25 protein-coding genes are annotated in these 19921 nt (G+C 68.5%); 10 read left to right on the forward strand and 15 right to left on the reverse strand.

Features of this window, described 5'->3' with window-relative positions; genetic code table 11:
• Nucleotides 1-127: 127 nt before the first annotated feature.
• A complete protein-coding gene (locus KTN05_RS01490; protein ID WP_217327611.1) occupies nucleotides 128-595 on the forward strand; it encodes a hypothetical protein in 468 nt (155 codons plus the stop codon).
• Nucleotides 596-600: 5 nt separating this feature from the next.
• Here KTN05_RS01490 and lepA read toward each other — a convergent pair whose 3' ends face one another.
• The gene (lepA, locus tag KTN05_RS01495) at nucleotides 601-2400 is read right to left on the reverse strand and encodes a translation elongation factor 4 (RefSeq protein WP_217327612.1); all 1800 of its coding nucleotides are present in this window, start codon (nucleotides 2398-2400) and stop codon (nucleotides 601-603) included.
• 54 nt (nucleotides 2401-2454) lie between these two features.
• Between lepA and KTN05_RS01500 the strand changes: the two genes are divergently transcribed.
• On the forward strand, nucleotides 2455-2643 hold the full coding sequence (locus KTN05_RS01500; protein WP_217327613.1) for a heavy-metal-associated domain-containing protein: 189 nt from the start codon (nucleotides 2455-2457) through the stop codon (nucleotides 2641-2643).
• Nucleotides 2644-2658: 15 nt separating this feature from the next.
• Here the strand turns inward: KTN05_RS01500 and KTN05_RS01505 are convergent, their stop codons facing one another.
• A complete protein-coding gene (locus KTN05_RS01505; RefSeq protein ID WP_254367907.1) occupies nucleotides 2659-3012 on the reverse strand; it encodes a hexameric tyrosine-coordinated heme protein in 354 nt (117 codons plus the stop codon).
• 148 nt (nucleotides 3013-3160) lie between these two features.
• Here KTN05_RS01505 and KTN05_RS01510 point away from each other — a divergent pair, with 148 nt between their 5' ends.
• The 3 genes from KTN05_RS01510 to ftsY all read left to right on the forward strand — a co-directional run bounded on the left by KTN05_RS01510 (nucleotide 3161) and on the right by ftsY (nucleotide 6015).
• Complete coding sequence (locus KTN05_RS01510; RefSeq protein ID WP_217327614.1) at nucleotides 3161-4090, forward strand: class I fructose-bisphosphate aldolase; 930 nt, start codon at nucleotides 3161-3163, stop codon at nucleotides 4088-4090.
• A gap of 72 nt (nucleotides 4091-4162) precedes the next feature.
• On the forward strand, nucleotides 4163-4873 hold the full coding sequence (locus tag KTN05_RS01515; RefSeq protein WP_217327615.1) for an MOSC domain-containing protein: 711 nt from the start codon (nucleotides 4163-4165) through the stop codon (nucleotides 4871-4873).
• A gap of 68 nt (nucleotides 4874-4941) precedes the next feature.
• On the forward strand, nucleotides 4942-6015 hold the full coding sequence (ftsY, locus tag KTN05_RS01520) for a signal recognition particle-docking protein FtsY (RefSeq protein ID WP_217327616.1): 1074 nt from the start codon (nucleotides 4942-4944) through the stop codon (nucleotides 6013-6015).
• Between the two features lie 39 nt (nucleotides 6016-6054).
• Here ftsY and KTN05_RS01525 read toward each other — a convergent pair whose 3' ends face one another.
• From KTN05_RS01525 to hisS, 5 genes are all read right to left on the reverse strand, one after another.
• On the reverse strand, nucleotides 6055-6321 hold the full coding sequence (locus KTN05_RS01525; RefSeq protein WP_217327617.1) for a DUF2171 domain-containing protein: 267 nt from the start codon (nucleotides 6319-6321) through the stop codon (nucleotides 6055-6057).
• A 62-nt stretch (nucleotides 6322-6383) separates the two neighbouring features.
• On the reverse strand, nucleotides 6384-6665 hold the full coding sequence (locus KTN05_RS01530) for a hypothetical protein (RefSeq protein WP_217327618.1): 282 nt from the start codon (nucleotides 6663-6665) through the stop codon (nucleotides 6384-6386).
• Nucleotides 6666-6735: 70 nt separating this feature from the next.
• Nucleotides 6736-7422, reverse strand: coding sequence for an ATP phosphoribosyltransferase (gene hisG, locus KTN05_RS01535; RefSeq protein ID WP_217327619.1), 687 nt, complete (start codon nucleotides 7420-7422; stop codon nucleotides 6736-6738).
• Nucleotides 7416-8477, reverse strand: a complete 1062-nt coding sequence (locus tag KTN05_RS01540) for an ATP phosphoribosyltransferase regulatory subunit (protein WP_217327620.1) — start codon at nucleotides 8475-8477, stop codon at nucleotides 7416-7418. The genes hisG and KTN05_RS01540 overlap by 7 nt, the downstream gene beginning before the upstream one ends.
• Nucleotides 8474-9955, reverse strand: a complete 1482-nt coding sequence (hisS, locus tag KTN05_RS01545) for a histidine--tRNA ligase (RefSeq protein WP_217327621.1) — start codon at nucleotides 9953-9955, stop codon at nucleotides 8474-8476. Before hisS ends, KTN05_RS01540 begins: the two co-directional genes overlap by 4 nt.
• Before the next feature lie 48 nt (nucleotides 9956-10003).
• Between hisS and KTN05_RS01550 the strand changes: the two genes are divergently transcribed.
• From KTN05_RS01550 to KTN05_RS01560, 3 genes are read left to right on the forward strand one after another with little or no spacing between them, the layout of a single operon-like run.
• A complete protein-coding gene (locus KTN05_RS01550) occupies nucleotides 10004-10204 on the forward strand; it encodes a SlyX family protein (RefSeq protein WP_217327622.1) in 201 nt (66 codons plus the stop codon).
• A gap of 4 nt (nucleotides 10205-10208) precedes the next feature.
• The gene (locus tag KTN05_RS01555; protein WP_217327623.1) at nucleotides 10209-10481 is read left to right on the forward strand and encodes a hypothetical protein; all 273 of its coding nucleotides are present in this window, start codon (nucleotides 10209-10211) and stop codon (nucleotides 10479-10481) included.
• A 12-nt stretch (nucleotides 10482-10493) separates the two neighbouring features.
• On the forward strand, nucleotides 10494-11126 hold the full coding sequence (locus KTN05_RS01560; protein ID WP_217327624.1) for a DUF1523 family protein: 633 nt from the start codon (nucleotides 10494-10496) through the stop codon (nucleotides 11124-11126).
• A gap of 7 nt (nucleotides 11127-11133) precedes the next feature.
• Here the strand turns inward: KTN05_RS01560 and KTN05_RS01565 are convergent, their stop codons facing one another.
• Together KTN05_RS01565 and KTN05_RS01570 are read right to left on the reverse strand one after the other, a co-directional pair.
• Complete coding sequence (locus KTN05_RS01565; protein ID WP_217327625.1) at nucleotides 11134-11952, reverse strand: EcsC family protein; 819 nt, start codon at nucleotides 11950-11952, stop codon at nucleotides 11134-11136.
• Nucleotides 11949-12530 (reverse strand): GNAT family N-acetyltransferase, encoded by a 582-nt coding sequence (locus tag KTN05_RS01570; protein ID WP_217327626.1) that lies wholly within the window; start codon nucleotides 12528-12530, stop codon nucleotides 11949-11951. The genes KTN05_RS01565 and KTN05_RS01570 overlap by 4 nt, the downstream gene beginning before the upstream one ends.
• 159 nt (nucleotides 12531-12689) lie before the next feature.
• Between KTN05_RS01570 and KTN05_RS01575 the strand changes: the two genes are divergently transcribed.
• Together KTN05_RS01575 and KTN05_RS01580 are read left to right on the forward strand one after the other, a co-directional pair.
• Nucleotides 12690-13292, forward strand: a complete 603-nt coding sequence (locus KTN05_RS01575; protein WP_217327627.1) for a flavin reductase family protein — start codon at nucleotides 12690-12692, stop codon at nucleotides 13290-13292.
• A 21-nt stretch (nucleotides 13293-13313) separates the two neighbouring features.
• A complete protein-coding gene (locus KTN05_RS01580) occupies nucleotides 13314-13868 on the forward strand; it encodes an adenine phosphoribosyltransferase (RefSeq protein WP_217327628.1) in 555 nt (184 codons plus the stop codon).
• On the opposite strand, the gene KTN05_RS01585 is transcribed toward KTN05_RS01580, so the two are convergent.
• The 6 genes from KTN05_RS01585 to KTN05_RS01610 form a co-directional block, all read right to left on the reverse strand.
• Nucleotides 13869-14294: a PACE efflux transporter gene (locus KTN05_RS01585; RefSeq protein WP_217327629.1), complete on the reverse strand. Its 426-nt coding sequence runs from the start codon at nucleotides 14292-14294 to the stop codon at nucleotides 13869-13871.
• Between the two features lie 113 nt (nucleotides 14295-14407).
• Nucleotides 14408-15802: an FAD-binding oxidoreductase gene (locus tag KTN05_RS01590; protein WP_217327630.1), complete on the reverse strand. Its 1395-nt coding sequence runs from the start codon at nucleotides 15800-15802 to the stop codon at nucleotides 14408-14410.
• Between the two features lie 95 nt (nucleotides 15803-15897).
• Nucleotides 15898-16482, reverse strand: a complete 585-nt coding sequence (locus KTN05_RS01595) for a GNAT family N-acetyltransferase (protein ID WP_217327631.1) — start codon at nucleotides 16480-16482, stop codon at nucleotides 15898-15900.
• A complete protein-coding gene (locus KTN05_RS01600; RefSeq protein ID WP_217327632.1) occupies nucleotides 16482-17747 on the reverse strand; it encodes a pitrilysin family protein in 1266 nt (421 codons plus the stop codon). Before KTN05_RS01600 ends, KTN05_RS01595 begins: the two co-directional genes overlap by 1 nt.
• Nucleotides 17744-19135: a threonine synthase gene (gene thrC / locus KTN05_RS01605; protein ID WP_217327633.1), complete on the reverse strand. Its 1392-nt coding sequence runs from the start codon at nucleotides 19133-19135 to the stop codon at nucleotides 17744-17746. The genes KTN05_RS01600 and thrC overlap by 4 nt, the downstream gene beginning before the upstream one ends.
• Before the next feature lie 44 nt (nucleotides 19136-19179).
• A complete protein-coding gene (locus KTN05_RS01610; protein WP_217327634.1) occupies nucleotides 19180-19872 on the reverse strand; it encodes an SURF1 family protein in 693 nt (230 codons plus the stop codon).
• Nucleotides 19873-19921 lie beyond the last annotated feature (49 nt).

Below are 19921 nucleotides of genomic sequence, written 5' to 3' on the forward strand. Positions count from 1 at the left end.
GCGCTACGACAGATGCCCCATCGTCTTCCTGTCCGCCGTCGCTCTCGCCGCTACCGTCCTCTTCTGGCTCTGAAATCAATGAGTCTGGAGCCTAGAGACGCTAGATGAGTCGCAAATATTTGAGAAGATGACCGATAAACAGTTCTGCACTAGATTTGACGCTCACGAAAGCGCAGCTATGAACTATGCGGAGCAACTCGAAGCGGTTTACCTGGAATTTTCCAGACGTGTATCGTCTGGCATTAGAAACAGGAGGGGCTCCACGAACATCTACGCTCACGCGATGTTGGCGTGCTTCGAGTCTTCAGATGACGAACTCATCCAAGGGGTTCCTTTTCAAACTATCTACTCTCGCGCACACGCACGTCAGCCTCGCGTTCAACAGGGAAATCTAAAGTCCATCCTTCGGAACCTTGATCGCCTGCAGATCGACGACAGAGGAAAAGGATTGGTTTTAACGTTCATAGAACAATCAAATGCTGTCGCCGTTGTTGACCGCGCGGTCTTGTTCTATCGGAAATATGCAACTGCAAATTGGCCGTGGGAGGAGATCATCAATGAACTGGGCGACGAGGGACTAGAGGGTGAGGCGTAGCGCCATCACCCATCCATCTTCAACGCCGAGATAAACGCCGACTGCGGGATTTCCACCTTCCCGAACTGGCGCATTTTCTTCTTCCCGGCCTTCTGCTTCTCCAGCAGCTTCTTCTTCCGCGTCGCATCCCCGCCGTAGCACTTGGCCGTCACGTCCTTGCGCAGCGCGGCCAGCGTCTCGCGGGCGATCACGCGGCCGCCGATCGCCGCCTGGATCGGGATCTTGAACATGTGGCGGGGGATCAGGTCCTTGAGCTTTTCCACCATCACCCGGCCGCGCGCCTCGGCGCGGTCGCGGTGGACCATGATCGACAGCGCGTCCACCGGCTCGTCGTTCACCAGGATCGACATCTTGACCAGATAATCCTCGCGGTATTCCGAGATCTGGTAGTCGAAGCTGGCATAACCCTTGGTCACCGATTTCAGCCGGTCGTAGAAGTCGAACACCACCTCGGCCAGCGGCAGGTCATAGACGACCATCGCGCGGCTGCCGGCATAGGTCAGATCCAGCTGGATGCCTCGGCGGTCCTGGCAAAGCTTGAGCACGTCGCCCAGATAGTCGTCGGGGACCATGATCGTGGCCTTGATGCGCGGCTCCTCGATATGGTCGATCTCCATCGGGTCGGGCATGTCGGCGGGGTTGTGCAATTCGCGCACCTCGCCGTCCTTCATGTGCAGGCGGAAGACGACGCTCGGCGCGGTGGTGATGAGGTCGAGGTCGTATTCCCGTTCCAGCCGGTCGCGGATGACCTCCAGATGCAGCAGCCCGAGGAAGCCGCAGCGGAAGCCGAAGCCGAGCGCGGCCGAGGTCTCCATCTCATAGCTGAAGCTCGCATCGTTCAGGGCCAGCTTCTCGATCGCGTCGCGCAGGGCGTCGAAATCGGCGGCGTCAACGGGGAACAACCCGCAGAACACCACCGGCTGAGCGGGCTTGAAGCCGGGCAGCGGGGTATCGGTGCCCTTGCGCTCGTGCGTGATGGTGTCGCCGACGCGGGTGTCGCGGACCTGCTTGATCGAGGCGGTGAAGACGCCGATCTCTCCCGGCCCAAGCTCGGCGATGTCCTTCATGGCGGGGGTCAGCACGGCCAGCTTGTCGATGCCATAAACCGCGTCGGTCTGCATCATGCGGACGCGGTCGCCCTTGCGGATCACGCCGTCCATCACGCGGATCATCACCACGACGCCGAGATAGGCGTCATACCACGAATCGACCAGCATCGCCTTGAGCGGCGCATCGCGCGTGCCCTTGGGCGCGGGCAGGCGGTGGACGATGGCTTCCAGCACGTCGGGAATCCCGAGGCCCGTCTTGGCCGAGATCATCACCGCGTCCGCCGCGTCGATGCCGATCACGTCCTCGATCTGCGCCTTGACCTGCTCGGGCTCGGCGGCGGGCAGGTCGATCTTGTTCAGCACCGGCACGATCTCATGCCCCGCGTCGATCGCCTGATAGACGTTGGCGAGGGTCTGCGCCTCGACCCCCTGGGTCGCGTCCACGACCAGCAGCGAGCCTTCGACCGCGCGCATGGACCGGCTGACCTCATAGGCGAAGTCCACATGGCCGGGGGTGTCGATCAGGTTCAGCACATAGGTCTGCCCGTCCTTCGCCGGATAGGCGATGCGGACGGTGTTGGCCTTGATGGTGATGCCACGCTCGCGCTCGATATCCATGCTGTCGAGCATCTGCGCCTTCATGTCGCGCTCGGCGACTGTGCCGGTCAGCTGGATCAGCCGGTCGGCAAGCGTGGATTTACCGTGGTCGATATGCGCCACGATGGAGAAATTGCGGATGAGGTTCAGGTCGGTCATGATAGCGCGGATATGCGCGGGAAACCCGCTCCGGTCAATTTGAAAGGAAGTCCGATGCGCTTTCAGGTGAACGACATGACCTGCGGCCACTGCACGAAGGCCGTCGAGAAGGCGATCGAGGCGGCGGGTGGCAGCGCGAAGGCCGATCTGCCGTCCAAGGTGGTCACGGTCGAGAACCTCGGCACCCAGCCCGCCATCGCCGCGATTCGCGAGGCGGGCTATACGGCCCAGCCGCTGGACTGACGGGGCGTCCCGGCCCTATTCCCGCCAGTAGTCGTTCGCTTCGGCGATGGTGGCGAAGTAGCGGGCCACCACACCCGACACCTGGATCAGGCTGTCCGGGTCGTGTGCATAGGCGGGACGCAGCGCGTGCAGGTTGGTGCGCTCGGTCTGGGTGGTCGTGACCGCCTTGCGGGCCATGGTGATCGCCAGATCGAATCCGGCCTCGGGCGTGTCGGTGATGAGGCTGGGCAGCCAGGCTTCCGCACTGGCCGGGGCCATCCCCGCGGCTTCGCCTTCCGCCGGCGGGGCGCCGGATTGCTGGGCCAGGACCGGGGCGCCGAAGCCGAGGCTTGCGGCCAGCACCACGGGAACGAACGATCTCGGGATCATGACGCTCTCCTCCGTTGCAACCGGGTCAACGCGGCCGTCTCCGATCCGTTCCGCCCCGCCCCGCCCGTTAGCGCAACCGGCCTTTCGCCCAAGGCACGGTCTGGTAAGTGAGCGGCATCCCTCTTTCCAGTTGCGGAGCGTGTATTCCATGCAGATGACCGATACCGTCAAGAAGATCCTCGCCAACTACGAAGGCGAGAACCCCGGCGTGAAGGGCAATCTGGCCCGCATGCTGATGAACGGCAAGCTGGGCGGCACCGGCAAGATGATCATCCTGCCGGTCGATCAGGGCTTCGAACACGGCCCCGCGCGCAGCTTCGCCAAGAACCCGCTGGGCTATGACCCCCACTATCACTATCAACTGGCGATTGACGCCGGGCTGAACGCCTTTGCCTCGCCGCTGGGCATGATCGAGGCGGGCGCGGACAGCTTCGCCGGTCAGATCCCCACCATCCTCAAGTGCAACAGTGCCAACTCGCTGATGAGCGACACGGCGGGCAAGAACCAGGCCGTGACCGCGACCGTGCAGGACGCGCTGCGGCTCGGCTGCGCGGCCATCGGCTTCACCATCTACCCCGGCTCGGACATGGCGCTCGACATGTTCGAGGAGATTTCCGAAATGCGCGCCGAGGCCGCCTCGGTCGGCATCCCGACGGTGATCTGGTCCTATCCGCGCGGCGAGGCGATCAGCAAGGACGGCGAGACCGCCATCGACATCGCAGCCTACGCCGCCCAGATCGCGGCGCTGCTGGGCGCGCATGTCATCAAGATCAAGCTCTCGACCGACCATCTGGAAAACAAGGACGCCAGAAAGGTCTATGAAGAGCAGGGCATCGACATCTCGACCCAGGCGGCGCGGGTGAAGCACTGCATGGAAGCCGCGTTCGGCGGCCGCCGGATCGTGGTGTTCTCGGGCGGGGCGGCCAAGGGCGCTGACGCGGTCTATGAGGACGCCCGCGCGATCCGCGACGGCGGCGGCAACGGCTCGATCATCGGCCGCAACAGCTTCCAGCGGAGCCGCGAGGATGCGCTGGCGATGCTGGGCAAGCTGGTGGACATCTACAAGAACGAGGCCTGATGCCCCTGCGGGGCTTTGCCTCGCGCGTGGGTTGCGGCATGAAGGGGCGGCGCGATGCGTCGCCCCTTTCGCATGAGTCCCGCCATGATCCCGCTCGCCACCATCCGCATCGGGCCCATCCGCATCGGGCCCGCCGCCGAAATCGCCCCCGGCGTCCTCAGCGCGATCGGCAAGCACCCGGTGGACCGCGCCCTGCGGCTCAGCCCCGAGGGGTTCGAGGGCGACCAACAGGCCGACCGCCGCCATCACGGCGGGCCGGAAAAGGCGGTCCACCACTACAACGCCAGTCACTACCCGGCATGGCGCGCTGAGCTGGGCGACCTGTCCGCCCTGCAACCCGGCGGCTTCGGCGAGAACCTGTCGAGCGAGGGCCTGACGGAAAGGGACGTCGCCGTCGGCGACCGCTTCCGTCTGGGCAGGGCGCTGGTCGAGGTCAGCCAGGCCCGCCAGCCCTGCTGGAAGCTGAACCTCCGCTTCGGCGTGGCCGACATGGCCCGCCGCGTGCAGGACAGCGGCCGCACCGGCTGGTATTACCGCGTGATCGAACCGGGGCCGGTCGCCCCCGGCGACGCGCTGGAGCTTCTTGACCGCCGCGCCCCCGACTGGACGCTGGATCGGCTCTGGCGCAACCTCTACGTGGACCGGCTGAACCGCGCCGAGCTTGCCGCCATGGCAGAACTGGAGGTGCTGTCGGAAAGCTGGCGCAAACTGGCCCGGCGGCGGCTGGACAACGCCTCCGTCGAGGACTGGAACGCGCGGCTGAACGGCCGCTCGAACCCCTGACGGCGCCCGCCCTTCCCCTTTCCCCCTCAAGCCCCTAGTTTCCGCTGGATAACGAAAGGTGGCCCGGCATGTCGTTCTTTTCCAAGCTGCGCGAGCGTCTGACCAAGTCCTCGTCGAAGATCGGCGGGGGCCTCGACAGCCTCGTGGCGGAGCATGCCGACCCGGCGCCCCCCCCGGCGGAACAACCCGCCCCCCGCGCCATTCAGCCCGCCCCCGCGCCGGTCCCCCCGCCCGCAGCCCCCGCCCCGCCCGCTGAGGCCCGCCCCGGCCTGATGGGCCGCATCTTCGGCCGCGACGCTGCCCCGGCCGAGCCGCGCCGCGAACTCGACGACGAGATGCTGGAAGAGCTTGAGGACATGCTCGTCGCCGCCGACATGGGCACCGACACCGCCCTGCGGGTGACGGCGAACATCGCCGAGGGCCGCATGGGCCGCCGCATCAGCGCGACCGAACTCAAGCAGGCGCTGGCGGGCGAGATCACGCGGATCATGACCCCGGTCGCCCGCCCGCTGCCGCTTTACCCGAAGAAGCCGCAGGTGGTGCTGGTGGTGGGCGTGAACGGCTCGGGCAAGACCACGACCATCGGCAAGCTCGCCAGCCAGTTCCGCGCCGCCGGCAAGAAGGTGGTGATCGCCGCCGGCGACACCTTCCGCGCTGCGGCGGTCGAGCAGTTGCAGGTCTGGGGCCAGCGCGCCGGCGTTCCCGTCATGGTCGCGCCGCAGGGGTCCGACCCCGCCAGCCTCGCCTATGACGCGATGACGCGGGCCGAGGCCGAGGGCGCGGACCTGCTGCTGATCGACACCGCCGGGCGGCTTCAGAACCGCGCGGATCTCATGGAGGAGCTGGCCAAGATCGTCCGCGTGATCCGCAAGAAGGACCCCAGCGCCCCGCACAACACCCTGCTGGTGCTGGACGCCACCACCGGCCAGAACGCGCTGAGCCAGGTGGAAACCTTCCGCAAGCTGGCGGATGTGTCGGGGCTGGTGATGACCAAGCTCGACGGCACCGCGCGGGGCGGCGTGCTGGTGGCGCTGGCGGACAGGTTCGGCCTGCCGATCCACGCGATCGGCGTGGGAGAGCAGATCGACGACCTCGACGCCTTCGAGCCGGGCGAATTCGCCCGCGCGCTGGTCGGCATCTGAACCGGCCCGTCGCGGTAGCGGCAGGCCGGAAACGTCAGGTCAGGAATGCTCGACGGGCGAGCCGTCCTCCTCCTGAAAAAGCTGCCGGGCGTTGGCGGCATCGGCAGACAGCCACACCTTGCCGCCGTCGCAGGACGCGACCGCCGACAGCGGCACATAATGGTGATGCTCGTCCTTCTGGCCGTGCTCCTCGTCCTTGCGGGTCATCTTGATCCGCTCGCTCCGGACATGATCCACCTTGCCCACGTGGACGCCATCGGCGCCGACGATCTCCATGTGTTCCTTGATCTCGCTCGCACTGACCATGACAGTCTCCCTTTCAGCGAAAAAGCTCCGGCCCAACGCACGAGAGCGGAAATCGGTCCCGCTCAGCCGGGCGCGAAGGGTGTGGTGAGTTCGGCGGCGCGGGACTGCTTGTCGTAGATGCAGACCATCCGCTCCACCACGCCGCCATCCGCCTGCACGGTGACGATGGCGGCGCCGAAGCGTTCCGATCCGAACGGGTTGACCTCGACCGTCGCTGCCGCGCCTTCGGGCGCGAGGGCGCCGCACTTGGCCGCAACATCGGCGCGGAACTCGTCCCACGCCTCGGGGGTGGCGGCGAGTGCGGGGGTGGCAAGCAGGCTGGCGAGCAGGATGAGGAGGCGCATGGGAGATCCTTTTGTCACACGGCAACTCCGCACGCGCCGCTCCGGTTGCGCCACGACGGCGTGAGGGCGCTCAGCCGGCGTGAACGCCCAGCCGCAGCAGGAGCTCGCGCACAGAGGCCGCCTCGGCCGCCGTCCGGTTCGCAAGCAGCGTCGCCTGGCTGGAGTGGATCAGCGCGTCGGGCAGGATCTTGAGGTGGTTCGCCCGCAGCGTCTCGCCGGACGAGGTGATGTCGGCGATCGCCTCGGCGGTGAGATTGGCGACGGTTCCCTCGGTCGCGCCCTGGCTGTCCACCAGCTGGTAATCGGCGACCTCATGCGCCGACAGGAAGGCGCGGACCAGCCGGTGATACTTGGTGGCGATCCGCAGCCGGAACCCGTGCGCCAACCGGAACTCGCGCGCGATGCTGGCGAAGTCGTCCAGATCCTCGCAGTCGCGCCAGCAGGCGGGCACGGCCAGCACCAGATCGGCATGGCCGAAACCCATCGCCGCCAGCTCGACCACGTCCGAGCGCCAGCCGGCCAGCTTCTCGCGCACCAGATCGGTGCCGGTCACGCCAAGCTGGATGCGGCCCGCCGCAAGCTCGCGCGGGATCTCGCCCGCCGACAGCAGCACCAGCGAAACGCCGTCCACCCCGTCCACGCTGCCCGCATATTCCCGGCCCGAACCGCTGCGGGCCAGCCGCACGCCGCGGGCCGCGAACCAGTCGAAGCTCTGCTCCATCAGCCGCCCCTTGGACGGCACGCCCAGCTTCAGCATCGTTCCAGCTCGGTCAGCAGGCCGGGACGGATGATGCCGCCCACGGCGGGGATCGCCTCCCCCTGCCCCAGGACCTTCGTGAGCGCGTCGTAGCGCCCGCCCGAGGCGACCGGCGGCCAGCCCTCGCGCCCCGGCGCGGTGAAGCTGAAGGTGAAGCCATCGTAATATTCCATCGTGCGCCGCCCGTGGCTTGCGTCGAACAGGATCGTTCCGGGGTCGATCCCGCGCGCCGCGATCGCGTCCAGCCGGGCGGCCAGCCGCTCGGTCGCTTCGGCGATCGCGGGCATGTGGTCGGACAGCACGCGCAGCTCGTCCAGCGCCTCGGGCGCGGGGCCCGCAACGGCGAACAGCCGCGCCAGCCGCTCGCGCCATTCCGGCGGCAGGACCGGCTCGGCCCGCGCGGTTTCCAGCCGCTCGATCCGGGCCGCCATCTCCGCTTCCGAGCGGAGGCCGGTCCACGGCGCGCCGTTCACGGCGAAGACGCGAGGTTTTGCGGGGGCCGAGAAACGGTCCAGCAGCCGCTCGAACCGGGCGGGGCGCCAGATGTGATGCGAGAGCATCGCGCAGCGGGCCTGCGACAGCGGCAGGCCCCGGACCGCGTCAAGGATCAGGTCCATGTCGCCGATGGTCGCCGTCAGCCGCTGCGGGGCGAGGATGCCGTGGAACAGCGCGAAGACCTCGGCATCGGCGCCCGCGTCGCGCGAGAACATCTCGAACCCCGCCTGCAGATATTCGTTGTCGCGCGGGTTCGCGGGCCGGGTGTCGCCGTGGTCCTGCTTGCGGAACACCTCGCCCAGATAGCAGTAGCGCGCGGGTTCCGCCCCCTGGGCCATGTGCATCTGCACGACCGGCACCGTGAAGTCGGGACGCAGCACGACCTCGCCCCGGATCGGGTCGGTGGAGAGATAGGCGCGGGCGCGGATGTCCTCGCCGTAAAGATCCAGCAGGGTGTCGGCGGGCAGCAGGATGTCCGGCGCGACCTCGACCGCGCCGGCGGCGAGAAAGGCGTCGAGGATGCGGCGACCCACCGCCGCCTTGGCGGTGCGCGGGATCATCTGGCCAGCATCTCGCGGACGGTGGCGACCAGCGCCTCGCGCGTGGCCTCGACCTGCGCGGGCTGCGATTTCCATTCCTCGACCGAGGCTTCGGCAGCAATCTTCGCGCCGAGGATGAGGTCTTTCACCTGCACGACCCCGCGCGCCGCCTCGTCCCCGCCCTGAATGATCGCAACCGGCGCACCGCGCTTGTCAGCGTATTTCAACTGGTTGCCGAAGTTCTTGGGATTGCCGAGATAAACCTCGGCCCGGATACCGGCTGCCCGCAGTTCCGCCGCCATGGCCTGATAATCGGCCATCCGGTCGCGGTCCATGACGGTGACGACCACCGGCCCCTGCGCCTCGGCCCCGGCCAGCCCCTTCTCGCGCAGCGCCGCGAGCAGCCGGTCCACGCCGATGGAAACGCCGGTCGCGGGCACCTTCTGCCCAGTGAAGCGCTCCACCAGATCGTCATACCGCCCGCCGCCCGCGACCGAGCCGAACTGCCGCTTGCGGCCCTTGTCGTCGAGAATCTCGAAGGTCAGTTCCGCCTCGAACACCGGGCCGGTGTAGTATCCAAGGCCGCGCACGACCGAAGGGTCGATCACGACGCGGTCCGCATCCATCCCCGTCGCGTCCAGCATCGCGGCGATCTGCGCCAGTTCTTCCACCCCTTCCGCGCCGATGGCAGAGACTCCCACCGCCGAGCGGAGATTGGAAAGCGTCTCGTCATTCGTGTCGCCCTTCGAGGTCAGGAACGCGATCACCGGATCAGCCTGCGCCGGCTCCAGCCCCACGCCGGGGATTTCCGCGCCGGATGCATCCGTGCGTCCTGTGGTCAGCAGCTCGCGCACACCCGCCTCGCCGACCTTGTCGAACTTGTCGATCTGGCGCAGCACGTCCGCCGCCTGGCCAGGCTCGACCCGCGCGGCTTCCAGCACACCGTTCAGCACCTTGCGGTTGTTCACGCGCACCAGATAGTCGCCGCGGGCGATCCCCGCCGCCTCCAGCGCATCAGCCAGCATGGCGATGATCTCGGCATCCGCCGCGACGCTCGCAGCGCCCACCGTATCCGCATCGCACTGATAGAACTGCCTGAACCGCCCCGGCCCCGGCTTCTCGTTGCGCCAGACCGGGCCCATCGCATAGCGCCGATAAGGGCTCGGCAGATCGTTGCGATACTGCGCCGCGACCCGCGCCAGCGGCGCCGTCAGGTCATAGCGCAGCGCCAGCCAGTCGCCCGAGCCGCCGCCCGGAACCGCCTCCTCCTGCCACGCGAAGACGCCCGCGTTGGGCCGGTCCACGTCGGGCAGGAACTTCCCCAGCGCCTCGACCGTCTCCACACCGCTGGTTTCGAGCGCGTCGAAGCCGTGAAGCCGATAGATCTCGGCGATCTTCTCCAGCATCCGGTTGCGTTCCGTGACCGCTGCGCCGAAGTAGTCACGAAAGCCCTTGGGCGTCTCGGCGCGCGGGCGGCGCGGTTTCTGTTCCTTGGCCATTGGGGATATCCTGTAGGTCGCGGGGACCGCTTAACGGAAGGGGGCGGCATGGACAAGTTGCAGGCGGTGGAAGAGCGGATCGCGCATCTGCAGCGCGTGGTCGAGGATCTGTCGGACGTGATCGCCCGGCAGGATGCCGAGCTCCGGCGCATTGGCCGCCATGTCGGCCTGCTGATGGAGCGCGAGGCCGACCGCGAGGCCGCCGAGGGCGCGATCCCGCTGGCCGACCAGCGCCCGCCGCACTGGTGATCCCGTGGCCCTGCTGCGCTTCGTCGCCATCATCCTGCTGTTCGAGGCGGCGATCTTCGTCATCATCCGCCGCTGGCTGCGCACCACCGAGATCATTCGGCTGGAACGCGAATGGGACGAGCGTCACCCGCGCGGCGACAGCGAGGTGCGCCGCCTGTTCGTCCAGCGCGCGATGGCGGGGTTCGAGCGGACATGGCGGGCGCGGCTGGTCTGGCTGGTGATGATCGTGCCACTGGCGGCGATCCTGACGATCATCTATCTGGTGAACCATACCTGAAGGGGACCGTTCATGCGCATTTTCCAGGTCGTCATCGGGGTGCTGTTCGGCGTCGCGGTGTTCCTGTCGCTCGACTACATCCTGCCGTCGCGCAACACGGTGCGGATCACCAACGTCTACAACCAGCTGATCGACCTGAACGGCACGAACGCGATCTTCTACGCCTCGCCCGACACCGGCGCGGTCGAGACCTCGGACGGGCGGCGCGACGTGCGCTTCATCGCGGCGGTGCGGCCGAACGGAAAGCCCTTCGTCTATCGCAACGAGGATACGGGGCTGATCTGGCCGCCCTATTTCAAATACGACAGCGCCAACCTGCACGCGGTCGCCTCGGATCAGGTCTCGACGGCCGAGAGCCCGAAATGGGTCAGCGTCTCGGCCTATGGCTGGCGGATTCCGTGGTGGTCGGTCTATCCGAACGCCATCGGCATCCGCCCGGTCGCCGGGCCGGACGTGCAGCCGATGAACTGGCCCGCCATGCTGATCCTCGGGATCATCGGCGTGCTGCTGGCGGTGGTCTGGCGGGCGTGGAACCGCTTCATCGACCGGCGCGAGGGGCGGCTGGTCCGGGTCGAGCAGCGTGTGCCCGCCGCGAAGGGCGGCGGGGTCTCGCGCATCCGGCGCTGGTGGGCCGCCCGGCGCTGAGCCGGCGTCAGCCGCGCCGCAGGGGGCGTTCGGCCCGCAGCTGCTCGATCCGGCGGCGGATCGCCTCCAGCAGCGCCTCGCGTGGGGTGCCGGATTCCTGCGACAGCCGCAGCAGGCCGAACTGGACGCGGGCGAGTTCCTGATAGTAGCGCGCGAAGGTGTAGTTGATCGTGGCCCCGGCCAGCGCCCCGAAGACGGGCGTCGCCTGCGCGGCCAGCTTCTGCCCCAGCACCGCCGACAGGCGCGGGGCGATGCGGGCGATCAGCCCCTGCACGGTCTGGCCGGTGATCGACATCTTGGCAGCGAGCAGCCCCAGATCGGTGCCGTCGTCATCCGCCATCGGCCCGGCGGCGGCGAAGACGCGCAGCGCCTCCATGCGGATATCGTCGTCGTCGGGGTCGAACCCATGCTCGGCCGCGATGTCGAGGATGGACCGCAGCAGCATGGTGATCGTCAGCGGCAGTTCCACCATCGCCCCCGGCAGCCCGGCGACGCCCCCCGCCGCGCCGGTCACGCTGGAGGCGAGGCGGTTGAACCAGTCGCCCCGGTCCCGCACCACCCGGCGCGACCGGCCCGCGACCCGCACCGCGCGGGTCAGCCCCGACATGGTCACATGGTCCAGCCGGCCCCGCACGAAGCCCGGCAGCTTCTCGATCACCGTCTGCGCGCCGCCCCCGACCGCGGACAGGATGTCCATCCCCAGCCCGCCCGCATCGACATAGCGGCGGGCAAGCCGATCGATCTCGGCATGGACCGACGGGTCGGTGATCGGCGGCAGCACCTCGGCACGGGCGGGGGCGCGGCGGGGCACGTCGGACGCGGTCATCGGCGGGACTCCTTCAACGGCTCGACCTCGATGCAGGCCTCGCTCAGGTCGGCGGTGCTTTCGATTTCGGCCAGCGCCGCGTGAACCTCGGGCGTGGTCTCGCGCGTCACGGGGCCGCGCACGTCAACCCATGCGCCGGGCACAAGTTCCAGCCCCAGCACCCGGTCGGGGTTGGTCGGGGGCGGCATCTCGACCTCGTCCAGCCTGCTGAAGCCGAAGCGGGAATAATAGGGCGCGTCGCCCACCAGCATCACCCGCGACCAGCCCATCGCCTCGGCGCGGGACAGGCTTTCGCGCATCAGCATCCCGCCCAGCCCCTCGCCCTGCGCCGTGGGGTGGACGGCGACCGGACCCAGCAGCAGGACCGGCTTGCCCCCCACCCGCACCGGCCAGAAGCGGATCGCGGCCACCACCGCATCGGCACCGTTCCGCAGGCAGAGGCAGAGCTGCGCGACCTTCGGCACCCCTTCGCGCAGCCGATAGGAGCTGAGCGCGGACCGGCCCGGCGCGAAACACAGGTCCAGCAGCGCCTCGATCTCGGGCGTGTCGGCGTCGGTTTCGGGGCAGAGCTCGTACATCGGACCTCTTGGCGGACAGATCGTCACGGGTCCACGGGTGGTTAACACCCGTGGGCAGCGGTTTGAACGGGTAAAATCGGGGGCGCCCGCGCGGGCGGTTGTTGCAGGACGCGCGCGCGGCAAGTATGCCGGACAGCGCACAGAAGGAAGGGCCGCGCCATGTTCTACCGACCCGAAAACGGCCACGGCCTGCCGCATAACCCGTGGAACGCCATCGTCGCCCCGCGCCCGATCGGCTGGATCTCCACCCGCGGCCGGCAGGGCGACAACCTCGCCCCCTATTCCTTCTTCAACGCCACCGCCTATGTCCCGCCGCAGGTGATGTTCGCCTCGACCGGCTCCAAGGACGACCGGGGAAGCACCAAGGACAGCGTGGCGCAGATCGCGGAATCGCGCGTCTTCTGCGTCAACATCGCCGATTACGGGCTGAAGGACGCGATGAACGCATCCACCAAGATCTATCCCGCGGGGGTGAACGAGTTCGAGGCCGCCGGGATCGCGGCGGCCGAATGCGACACGATCGACTGCCCGCGCGTGGCGGGCGCCGCCGCCGCCCTCGAATGCCGCGCGACACGGGTCATGCGGCAGGCGGGCGAGGCGAACTGGCTGGTGCTGGGTGTCGTCACCGGCATTCATATCCGCGACGACTGCATCAACGAGCAGGGGCTGTTCGATCTGCGTGCCACCGGCTGGATCGGCCGGATGGGCTATCGCGGCGATTACGCCCACGTCACCGAAACCTTCGAGATGATCCGGCCCTGAAAGCCGTATGCAGGAGCGCCCATGAGCGTAGCCCCCCGCCCCGTGCGGAAGACCGTCAAGGATTACATCCGCAGCATCCCCGATTTCCCGCACGAGGGGATCATCTTCCGCGACGTGACGACGCTGTTCGCCGACGCGCGCGGCTTCCGCATGGCGGTGGACCAGCTGCTCGCCCCCTATGCCGGGATGCGGATCGACAAGGTCGTGGGGCTTGAGGCGCGGGGCTTCATCCTCGGCGGCGCGGTGGCGCACCAGCTTTCGACCGGTTTCGTGCCGATCCGCAAGAGGGGCAAGCTGCCCGGCGCGGTGCTGAGCCAGGCCTACTCGCTGGAATACGGCGAGGCGGTGATGGAGATCCACGACAACGCCATCGCGCCCGGCGAACGGGTGCTGATCGTGGACGACCTGCTGGCGACCGGCGGCACCGCCGAGGCCGGGATCACCCTCTGCCGCCGTCTGGGGGCCGAGGTGGTGGGAACCGCTTTCGTCGTGGACCTGCCCGAACTCGGCGGCCGGCGGGTGCTGGAAGCTGCCGGGGTGGACGTGCATGTCCTCTGCGAGTTCGAGGGCGATTGACTACGCTGCCCGCGCCTCAGGCAGCGGGAAGATACGGTCATAGGTCCAGTTGAAGACGTAGCCGTAGACCAGGTAGAAGATCACGATCCCGATATCGAACAGGAACGCCTGCCACAGCGTCGCGTTCAGCATCCATGCGATGAACGGCAGCAGGATGACCAGCAGCCCCACCTCGAACAGCAGGGCGTGCAGGGCGCGGATCGGATGTGTCTTCACCACGCTGCCCCGGATCCGCAGCATCGCCCGGTCGAACAGCCAGTTATAGACGAAGACCCAAGCCGTCGCGACGAGCGACGAGACGACGCCGATCACGCCGAGGGCCTGCACGTCGAAGCCGGTCAGCAGCGCGCCGCCGCCGATCAGAAAGACCAGGCCGATGGCCTCGAACAGGATCGCGTGGCGGATACGGTCGCGGGTGGTGCGCATTAGGGATGTCCGTAGCTGGCGGGCCGTCCCGATCGCTGCGCCCGAAATGGGGAAAGGTCGTCCTTTCGCGCTGTCAGATAGCGCCCGCCCGCCTTCGCTTCAAGCCCGCCGCTTCAAGCCAGCACCGCGCCGGGATTCATGATCCCCAACGGGTCCAGCGCCGCCTTGACCGCCCGCATCGCGGCAAGCTTGGCCGGATCGCCCCAGCGGGCGAGATCGGCGACCTTCATCCGCCCCACCCCATGCTCGGCCGAGAACGAGCCGCCCCGGTCCACGACCATCTGGTGAACCGCCTCCTGAATGGCGGGGCGCAACGGGGCATATTCGTCGCGCACGCGCCCCGCGGCGGGGAAGACGTTGTAATGCAGATTGCCGTCGCCCAGATGGCCGAAGCAGTTGATCCGCATGTCGCCCATCCGCGCCAGCATCGCCCCCGCATCGTCGATGAAGCGGGGAATTTTCGACAAGGGCAGGCTGATGTCGTGGCTGACGATGGCGCCGATGCGGCGGTTCGCCTCGGGCAGATGCTCGCGCAGGTTCCAGAACTCGGCCGCCTGCGCGCCCGACTGCGCCAGCGCGCCGTCGGTGACGAAGCCCTGCTCCATCGCTTCTTCCAGCAGCCCCTCGATCGCCACGCCGGCGGGCAGGCCCTCGGGCAACGACACGTCAATCAGCACCGACCACGGCGCGCCGGGCAGCGGCTGGCGGATGGCCGGCAGGGTCTCGGCCATGAAGGCCAGCGCCTGACCCGAGATCAACTCGAACGCCCATACCCCGCCGGCCAGACGCGAATTGGCAAGGTTCAGCAGCGCCAGCGCCGCCGCCGGGTCCGGCACGGCCAGCATCGCCGTCGCCACCTCGACCGGGCGCGCCACCAGCCGCAGCGAGGCGGCGGTGATGATGCCCAGCGTTCCTTCCGCCCCGATCAGCAGGTCGCGCAGGTCGTAGCCGGTATTGTCCTTCCTGAGCCGCTTGAGGTCGCGGATGATGCTGCCATCGGGCAGCACCGCCTCGATCCCGAGGCACAGCGCCCGCGCATTGCCCCAGCGCAGCACATTGACCCCACCCGCATTGGCGGCAAGCACGCCGCCGATCTGCGCCGTTCCCTGGCTCGCCAGCGACAGCGGAAACAGCCGCCCCGCGCCTTCGGCGGCATCGCGGACCTGCTGCAATGTCGCGCCCGCCTCGGCCACCATCGCATCCTCGGCCGGCCAGATGTCGCGGATCGCGGTCATCCGCTCCAGCGACAGGATCAGCGGCGCGGGGCCGTCCGGCATGACCGAGCCCCCGACCAGCCCCGTCCCGCCGCCGCGCGTCACGATCCCGACGCGGGCCGCCGCGCAGGCGCGGACGACGGCCGACACCTCCTCGACCGTCCGGGGCGCGGCCAGAAGGCCGCCCTGCCCACGATAATAGCCGCGCGGGTCGTCCAGGTGACGCGCTTCCAGCGGGCGCAGCACGCCGTCGGGCATGGTCGCGGCAAGGCGGTCGTCGGCGGGGTGAAGCATGTCGTCGGGTCCGGCTTTCTGGTCTTTGGTGGTCAAATATCCCGCGGGGATGAATGGGGCCCCGGCCCCATTCAGGGGGCGCGCAGCCCCCGCCTTTACCCCGCCCCGGTCCGCCCGCGGCGGTCCCGGCGGAGGATGGCGTAGAGGACGTGATTGCGCCAGCGGCCATCGATCTGCAGATAGCTCTGCGCGACGCCCTCATACTTGAATCCCGATTTCTCCAGCACCCCGCGCGAGGGCGCGTTCTCGGGCAGGCAGGCCGCCTCAATCCGGCTGAGATCCAGCGGGCCGAAAGCGTGATCGACCATCGCGCCGATCGCCTCGGCCATGTAGCCCTGCCGGGCGAAGGGCGCGCCGATCCAGTAGCCCAGCGTTCCCATCTGCGCCGGACCCCGGCGGATGTTGTCCAGCGTGATCGCGCCCAGCAGCACCCCGTCATGCCGCACCAGGAACAGCGGCAGCGAGGTCGTGGCCCGGCTCGCCCGCTGCGCCCAATAGACGCGGTTGGTGAAGGATTTGCGCGTCAGGTGATCGTGGTGCCAGATCGGCTCCCACGGGGTGAGGAATGCGCGGCTTTCCTCGCGCAGCGCGGACCAGGCGCTGAAATCGCCATGCGCCGGCAGCCGCAGCACCATGCGTTCGGTGACCAGACGCGGTGCTGCGCGGGGCCACCGGAACATCAGGCGGCGAGCCGTTCCGCCAGCGCCTCCAGCGGCGGGGCCTTGCGGACAGGGCCGTAAAGCGCCAGCGCGGGACGGGCCCCGGAGATGGCGCGGGCCGCATGGGCGCGCACCTCGGCCGCCGTCACCGCGTCGATGCGGGCGGCGACCTCGGCCGGGTCGGGCACACGGCCCCAGATCGACAGCGACCGCGCCATCCGCTCGGCCTGCGAGGACGGGCTTTCCAGCCCCATCAGCAGCCCGGCTTTCAACTGGGCGCGGGCGCGGGCGACCTCGGCCTCGGTCAGGTCATCGGCCGAGCGGCGCAGTTCGTCGATGGTCAGATGCGCGAGGTCGGCGACCTGATCGCCCGAGGTGCCGGCATAGATCGTCGTCATGCCGGTGTCGTCGTGGAACCCGGACTGGGCGAAGATCGTGTAGCAGAGGCCGCGTTCCTCGCGGATCTTCTGGAACAGCCGCGAGGACATGCCGCCCCCCAGCGCCGCCGTCCAGATCTGCGCGGCGTAGAAATCGTCCGAGCGGTAGCCCGGCCCCTCGAAGGCCATCGCAAAATGCGCCTGCTCCAGCCGCTTCACGCGGCGCGATTCCGCGCCCTGCCAGCGGGCGGATTCGCGGACGCTGCCGATCACCGGCTTGAGATGGCCGAAGATCTCCTCGGCCTGCGCGACGATCCGGTCGTGATCGACCGCGCCCGCGGCCGCGACGATCATCTGGCCGGGGCCGTAATGCTCGGCGACGAACCCCGCCAGATCCTCGCGCGCAAAGCCCGCCACCCGCTCGGCGGGGCCGAGGATCGTGCGGCCCATCGGCTGGTCCGGGTAGGCCGCTTCCTGCAACCAGTCGAAGATCACGTCGTCGGGCGTGTCCAGCGACTGCCCGATCTCCTGCAGGATCACGCCGCGTTCGACCTCGATCTCGCGCGGATCGAAGGTCGAGTTCAGCAGGATGTCCCCGATCACGTCCAGCGCCAGCGGCACGTCCGCCGACAGCACCCGCGCGTAATAGGCGGTCACGTCGCGCGAGGTATAGGCGTTGATGTAGCCCCCCACATCCTCGATCGATTCCGCGATCTGCAACGCGTTGCGCCGCGCCGTGCCCTTGAAGGCCATGTGCTCCAGAAAATGCGCGATCCCGTTCTGTTCGGGCCGCTCGTCGCGCCCGCCCGCCCCTACCCAGACGCCGACGCTGGCCGAATGAAGGCCGGGCATCGCGCGGGTGACGATGCGCAGGCCGTTGGGAAGGGTCGTGATCCGAATGTCGCTCAAGCCGATCTCCTTTGCAGGATCAGGGATTTAAGCGCCTCGTTGTCATTTTCAACCTGAGTAACGCGCTCGGGCAGGTCGAACAGCCGGGCCATGTGGGGCGGCAGGTCGGGGCGGAGCCCGATCGCCTGCTCGACCGCGTCGGGGAACTTGGCGGGATGGGCGGTGGCCAGGGTGATCATCGGCGTGCCGGTCTTCACGTGCCGCTGCGCCACGTCGATCCCCACGGCGCTGTGGGGGCAGACGATCTCGCCGGTCTCGGCCCGGATGCGTGCAATGGCGGCCAGCGTCTCGGTTTCGGACACCCGGCCCGAATCGTAGATCTCGCGCAGATGCTCCAGCGCGCCTTGGGCGATGTTGAACCCGCCCGAGGTCTTCAGCTCGTCCATGAGTTGCGCCACCGCCCGCCCGTCGCCGTCATGGGCGTAGAACAAGGCCCGCTCGAAGTTGGAACTGACCTGGATGTCCATAGAGGGCGAGATCGACGGCTGCACCCGTCCGACGCGGTATTCGCCGCCCGAAAGCGCCCGGTCGAGAATGTCGTTCTGGTTGGTCGCAACCACCAGCCGATCCACCGGCAGGCCCATCGCCCGCGCGATGGTGCCCGCGAAGATGTCGCCGAAATTGCCGGTCGGGACGGTGAAGCTGACCTTGCGGTGCGGTGCCCCCAGCGACACGGCCGAAGTGAAGTAATAGACCACCTGCGCCAGCACCCGCGCCCAGTTGATGCTGTTGACGCCGGCAAGACCCACCTCGTCGCGGAAGGCGTGGTCGTTGAACAGATCCTTCAGCCGCGCCTGCCCGTCGTCGAAGGTGCCGTCGATGGCCAGCGCGTGGACATTCGCCTCGCCCGGCGTGGTCATCTGCCGACGCTGCACCTCGCTGACGCGGTCATGCGGGAACAGGATGAACACGTCCACGTTGGGCAGGCCGCGGAACGCCTCGATCGCCGCGGAGCCGGTGTCGCCCGAGGTCGCGCCGACGATGGTGATGCGGCGATCCTCGCGCGCAAGGGCGATCTGGAACAGCTGCCCGATCAGCTGCATGGCGAAGTCCTTGAAGGCCAGCGTCGGCCCGTGGAACAGCTCCAGCAGGAAATGCCCCGGCGCAAGCTGCACCAGCGGCGCGCGGGCGGCGTGGCGGAAGCCGGCATAGGCGCGGGCGATGGCCTCGCGCAGTTCGGTTTCCGTGAAGCTTTCCGCGACAAAGGGCTGCATGACGCGGAAGGCGGCTTCCTCGTAGGACAGGCCCTCCAGCGCCGCAATGTCCTCGGGCGTCATTTGCGGGATCGTCTGCGGGACATAGAGCCCGCCATCCCGCGCCAGCCCGGTCATCATCGCCTCGGCGAAGTTCAGGACGGGCGCGGCGCCGCGGGTGGAGATGTAGTGCATGGCGGGGTCCTGAAAACGGTCGGAATTGCGGCTGCGGGTGGCCTTCACGACCGGCGCCGAGTGATACGCCAGATCAGCAGCGCTGTCATCCCTGCCCAGACCGCCGCCAGCAGGAACCACTGCACGGCATAGGACAGGTGATTGTTCGGGATGCCGCCGACCGAGACCGGGATCGGCATGACTCCCTGCGCGTCGCCCCCCACGGCGCCGACGACCACCAGCACCGGCTGGGTGTCCAGCACGGCCGCCATCGCGGGCACGTCGCGGGCGAACCAGATGCCCTCGGCCAGGTTCGGGTCGGGCGTGGCGCTGCCCTTCTCATCCGGCCAGTGCAGGTTGCCGTTCACCCGCAGCCGCACCGGCGGGCGTTCGGCATGGCGGTCGTCCTGCGGGACGAAGCCACGATCCAGCATGATCCGCCGCCCGTCATCGGTGACGAAGCCGGAGATGACGTTGTAACCCCCGCCCGCTTCCTTGGTGCCGGACAGCACGAGGATCTCGTCGCCCGTGGTGGTGCCGGTCAGGGTGACGGGGCGGTATTTCATCGACGGGTCGATCCCGGCCGGAAGCGGGCCGGGCGGCGCGGCGATGCCCTGCCGGATCTGGTCCAGCATCGCCTCTTTCCACTCCATCCGCTGAAGCTGCCAGAAACCGAGCGCCAGCAGGATCGCCGTCCCGACGACGCCCAGCAGCAGCGGCCCGATGATCCGGCGCAGCGTGCCCCGTTCCCTGTCCATCGCCTTCCCCAATGCAGGAGGCGCGCGGAATCGACCCCGCGCGCCCCCG

Origin of the sequence: Paracoccus sp. Z118 (genome assembly GCF_019061185.1) — a bacterium.
In the GTDB taxonomy this organism is placed as follows: domain Bacteria; phylum Pseudomonadota; class Alphaproteobacteria; order Rhodobacterales; family Rhodobacteraceae; genus Paracoccus.